4 protein-coding genes are annotated in these 4975 nt (G+C 67.7%); 1 reads left to right on the top strand and 3 read right to left on the bottom strand.

Going from position 1 to position 4975, the window contains the following annotated elements:
• Nucleotides 1–114: 114 nt before the first annotated feature.
• The 3 genes from ACIRSU_RS00020 to ACIRSU_RS00010 form a co-directional block, all read right to left on the bottom strand.
• Nucleotides 115–597, bottom strand: coding sequence for a hypothetical protein (locus tag ACIRSU_RS00020; RefSeq protein WP_403787285.1), 483 nt, complete (start codon nt 595–597; stop codon nt 115–117).
• Nucleotides 598–706: 109 nt separating this feature from the next.
• Entirely contained in the window at nt 707–1219 is a 513-nt protein-coding gene (lepB, locus tag ACIRSU_RS00015) for a signal peptidase I (protein WP_403787282.1), read from the bottom strand.
• Between the two features lie 122 nt (nt 1220–1341).
• The gene (locus ACIRSU_RS00010) at nt 1342–2187 is read right to left on the bottom strand and encodes a hypothetical protein (protein ID WP_403787279.1); all 846 of its coding nucleotides are present in this window, start codon (nt 2185–2187) and stop codon (nt 1342–1344) included.
• Nucleotides 2188–2869: 682 nt separating this feature from the next.
• Between ACIRSU_RS00010 and ACIRSU_RS00005 the strand changes: the two genes are divergently transcribed.
• Nucleotides 2870–4723: a peroxidase family protein gene (locus ACIRSU_RS00005; RefSeq protein ID WP_403787276.1), complete on the top strand. Its 1854-nt coding sequence runs from the start codon at nt 2870–2872 to the stop codon at nt 4721–4723.
• Nucleotides 4724–4975 lie beyond the last annotated feature (252 nt).

Genomic DNA, 4975 nt, shown 5'->3' with positions numbered 1-4975 from the left:
CGGGGGGTGGGGGGGTTTGTGGGGGGTGGGGCGCCGGTCGGGGTCAGCGCCGCCCCCGGGCCCCCCGGGGGGGGGCCCCCCGGGGGCGCCCCCCCCCCCGGGCCCCCCCGCCGCTCAGTTCCAGAGCCGGTACGTCACCTCGGACGGCAGCGGGGCGGGCGCGGCACCGGTGTAGGCGAGCCGGAGCCGGGTGAAGTGGAGCACGCCCGCCTCGCGCGGCCAGGGTTCGGGACGGCTCAGCGTCACGGTGACCGGGTACGAGCGGAAGGTCCCGGCCGCGCAGTAGGGCACGCAGTCGTTCACCAGATCGGTTCCCGTGCCCGTCGCGCTCCTCGGGCCCCAGCTGGTCCAGTGCAGGCCGGTCAGGCGGTTGTTCCCGTCCCCGCAGGCGAGGAGGAAGTCCGCGGGCCGCACCTGGGGCTTGGTGAAGCAGTCGACGACCACGACGTCGGCGGCAGGGGCCGAGCGGGGTACTGCGGTCGCCGCCCCTGGAGAGAGGGGCAGGGCCAACAAGGCCGCGGCGCACAGCATGTAGGCCGGCGTCATGCGCGGGGGTGAGGGCCGGCGACGCGCCGCCCGGCCGGTGCGCGGGTCCATGGAGCCTCCTCAACTCGCCCGGGGCCCCTTCGCTGACGCCCAGGCCGTCGGCCGATGTCACTGCTACCGGTGCTACCCCGTACGGCCGTGGCCGCGAGGGCGGATCCCGTCATCGGACCACTCGCGCCCGGCGCAGTGGCCACACCACGAGAACGACCAAGCCCGTCACCTGCCGCGAAGGGATGCACCCATACTCTCGCGAGTCGCGCGAAACCGACCCGTTGTCCCCCAGTACGTAAATACCGCCTGCCGGTACGTCGACGCGTTTCGGCTCGCACACCGGCCCCTGCCCTCTCGGCCGCGTTTCGTCGCAGACCACGCCGTCCGACAGGACACCGCCGACGAGGACGCTGTCCCCGCCCGTGGCGGCCACCCGCTTGACCATCCTGCGCCGGACGCGTCCTCCCTCAGGGCCCTCGGCGTCAGCGGTGAAAACCACGATCTGGCCGCGAGCAGGGAAACGCCGCGTCAGTGCCGCCCTCCGGACCACCAGGAGCCGGTCGTCGACGAGGAGTGTCGGCGCCATGGACTCGGATGCCACACGGACGAAGTACGTCAAGGACGTGATCACCGAGAACGCCAGCGCCAGTCCGGCCAGGTAGACAAGCTCTGCGGTGTGCACTCATCACTCCCCGGCTTGTTCGGCTCGTCTTCCCGCTGAGCCACCGCTCCTCGGAGGGCCGGCTCGATCAGCCGGCCCTCCGAGCGCCGGACACATTGCGCCGGGCAAGGCGGCACGGCCCGTCAGCCCAGTGCCATTCTGAAGTCCGGGATGGCTGCGCGTGGCTCTCCTCCCACCTCGAGAACGGCCGAGGCTCGCCTCACCTGATACTTGACGTCCCCCAGAAGCACCGGCCCGCTCGTGCGCCCCGAGAACGGGGCCGGAAGAAGACCCTCGTCGAATTCCTCGGGGGTGACGATGTCCAACTCGACGTAGGAAGCCGGTTCGGAGATCAACCGGGTCAACTCCAACGGGAACCACGCCGAATCCGTCTTGAAGGAGTAGTGCACACTGCCACCGGGCACGAAGTTGACGTACTCCGACGAGTCGGTCCGCGCGCTGTGGAAGTACGAACGCAGGAACAGGTCCTGCCGTCGGCCGTTATGGACGATCACGGCACGCTGGAGCACCAGGCTGCAGGCCACAAACGCTCCCGGATCCGAGACGTTCGGATGGTCCACCAGCGCCATGAAGATTCGGTGACCATTGTTGAGGTAGCTTTCGAATACGCTCATGGCCTCGGGCTCCATCTCGATTCCATGGCGTTCCTGCCAGCGCACCAGTTCGTCAGGGGTCCACGCCATGCTCGCGTTGAACACCTCAGACGTGCGAAGGTTTTCCAGGTATTTCTCCGGGTAGCCCGCCGGAATTCCGGCCCCGGTCACCTGCTCCACCTGCTCGAATATGCCACCGTTCCCCAGTTTCACCCGCGCCCCTTCGGGTGCGGGCCCCGCCCAGGTGACAATGAGTCCGTCATCGAAATACATCGGTGCGTCGCCGCACTTCAGGTCGGCGTGGACAGACCGTGAAAAGCGGGCCATCAAGCCTATCAGGATGATCGCCGCGCACGTCATGATGACACCAAGCATAGGCTTTCTCCGTATCCTGGCAGTCCGAAATTCACGCATCGGGAATTTCTAGGAATCGGGAACCATGCCCCCGCACGGGATGTCAAACCCATAGAAGAGCGCCCGCAGGCTACGCCGCGCAAGCGGCTGTCCGACGCAGCAGAAGAGCAGGCGTCAGATCAATTCGTCCGGGATGGATCGACTGCGGCTTGCGCTTCCCGCAAGGGGCATTCGGGCCGAGAACGGAATCTCGGCGCCCCCTTCCGCTTACCATCGTAACTGCCACTGCCAGGATCCGCAGGACCGGTCGGCGGCGATGCCGGTGGAGCCTCAGTGCGTGGTTCCGACATGCGGGCGGGCCGACCTTCTCCTAGCGTTGAATTCGCGTAGTGTGAATTTCACGCCGGTGGAGCGGTGGTGTCGAGACGCGCGTGGACCGTGAGGTCGGTGCGGCCGCCGCGGCTCTGTGGCAGCTCCGTAGTGCCGCCGCCATGACTCCGGCCCTTCCCGGTCGCCGACCCCGAGCCGTGCGCCGGCCGTCCGGGCGGAACACGCCGCGGTGACGGCGGAGTCCGGACTTCCGCGAGCCGGGCACGGGATTTCGACCACATCGTCAACGCGCGGGTGACGGCGCGACCCACCTGCACGGTCGGTGCGGTCAGCCCGATGCAGGACTCACCAAGAGTGTCCAAGGAGTACCGCCATGCGCCCACAGCGCCCCCTCTTTCGCCGCTCCCGTTCCTCATCCACGTCTCTTCCGTGGAGGATCGCCGGCGAGTTCGCCGAGTACGTCGACCGGCGCGTCGGCTGGGACAAGCTGGCCGTGATTCCTGGCCTGGCGGTCCTCTACGGACTTCGCGTGAGGCTCCGTCAGGAAAACCTCCACGACACCACGCACCTCCCCTCGGTCAACCTTCCCGATCCCGGTCAGAAGTCCGAGAAACACAAGGTCAATCGAAGCGCCGACGGCAGCTTCAACGACCTCGACGAGCCTCGGATGGGCATGGCGGGCACGCGTTTCAACCGCAATATCCCGCTGGACAAGATCGCACCGGCCACACCCGAGGACGTGCTGTCCCGGCCCAACCCGCGCGCCGTCAGCCGAGCCCTGCTCACCCGTCACGAGTTGATCCCGGCCGAGTCGGTGAACGCCCTCATCTCCACCTGGCTGCAGTTCATGATCCGTGACTGGTTCAGCCACGGTACGAGTCCTGAGGACCGGCCCTGGGAAGTGCCCCTCATGGACGACGATCCCTGGCCGGAGAGCCCGATGCGGATCTTGCGGACACGCGAGGACCCGACCCGGGACCCGCAGGCGGGTACCGACATGCCCGACACGCGCGTCAACGTCTCCTCCCACTGGTGGGACGCGTCGCAGATCTACGGGTCGAGTGAAGCGGAGCAACGCCGGCTGCGCACCGGTGAGCGGGGCAGGCTGCGGCTGTGGGACGACGAGCCGACCCCCTTCTCCGACCCGTCCCGCGCCCCGTCGCGGGTGCCCGGCTTCTGGCTGGGCCTGGCGATGATGCAGGATCTGTTCGCCCGCGAGCACAACGCCATCTGCGACCATCTGCATGCCGCGTATCCGTCCTGGGACGACGAGGAGCTGTTCCAACGGGCGCGGCTCGTCAACTCCGCGCTCATCGCCAAGATCCACACCGTGGAATGGACGCCGGCCGTGATCAGCCATCCCACGACCGTCAAGGCCCTGCAGACCAACTGGTGGGGCCTCGCGGGGGAACGCATCCACAACCTTCTCGGCCGGATCAGCGACAGCGAGCTCGTCAGCGGCATCCCCAGCGCGCAAACGGATCACTACGGCGCCCCGTTCGCCCTCACCGAGGAGTTCGTGGCCATCTACCGCATGCATCCGCTGATCCGCGACGACTGGCACCTGCGCTCTGCCGTCGACAACGAGACCCTGCGCCAGTGCTCCTTGCGCGAGATCTCAGGACCCGAGGCGCTGAAGGTCCTCAGGAGCACGAACATGGCCGACCTGCTCTACAGCTTCGGCACGCTCCACCCGGGTCTGGTCACCCTGCACAATTTCCCGAAGTTCCTTCAGGAGTACCAGCGCCCCGACGGACGCATGCAGGACCTTGCGGCGACCGACATCCTGCGCAGCCGGGAGCTGGGAGTCCCCCGCTACAACGAGTTCAGGCGGCTCCTCCGGATGAAGCCGGCGGCAAGCTTCGAGGATCTGACGGACAATCCGGCATGGGCCGAGGAGATCAAGCGGCTGTACGAGAACGACATCGAGAAGGTCGACCTGATGGTCGGGATGTACGCCGAGCGGCTTCCGGCCGGATTCACCTTCAGCAACACCGCGTTCAGGATCTTCATCCTGATGGCCTCGGTCAGGTTGAGCAGTGACCGCTTCTTCACTGCGTACTACACCCCGGAGGTGTACTCCAAGGCCGGAATGGCCTGGATCGACGACAACACCATGGCCACGGTGGTCCTGCGCCACCACCCGGAACTGCGCCCGGCGCTGGCTGGGCTGACGAACGCGTTCGTTCCCTGGCACGAGGCGCGGGTGGGCACGGGCGGTTCCTGACCACCGGGTCCCCCGGAGCCCGCACGTCTGCGTGCGCCACGCTGAGGCGGTCGCCGAGCCCCGCACGGAGGATGTGGCCTTCAGCGATCCGCACTGGTTCAGCACCATGTTCGCGAGCTTCTGCTCACCCGAAGGAGACGATCGAGGCGAGCGAGTCCCGCAGGTTCTGCGCACCCTGCGGGAAGGCCCCCAGGTTGTCCCCGAGGATCTGCTCCTTCAGCCACACCGCCTGCACCTGAGCCGGCGTCACGC

This window comes from Streptomyces sp. NPDC101160, from assembly GCF_044768205.1.
In the GTDB taxonomy this organism is placed as follows: domain Bacteria; phylum Actinomycetota; class Actinomycetes; order Streptomycetales; family Streptomycetaceae; genus Streptomyces.
Note: the sequence above shows the minus strand (reverse complement) of the source record. Positions and strands in the feature narration are given on the sequence as shown.

Bases quoted from the DNA above. Each gene is read 5' to 3' on its own strand.
- ACIRSU_RS00005 (WP_403787276.1), top strand. From the start codon at position 2,870: ATGCGCCCACAGCGCCCCCTCTTTCGCCGCTCCCGTTCCTCATCCACG.
- ACIRSU_RS00020 (WP_403787285.1), bottom strand. From the start codon at position 597: ATGGACCCGCGCACCGGCCGGGCGGCGCGTCGCCGGCCCTCACCCCCG.
- ACIRSU_RS00010 (WP_403787279.1), bottom strand. From the start codon at position 2,187: ATGCTTGGTGTCATCATGACGTGCGCGGCGATCATCCTGATAGGCTTG.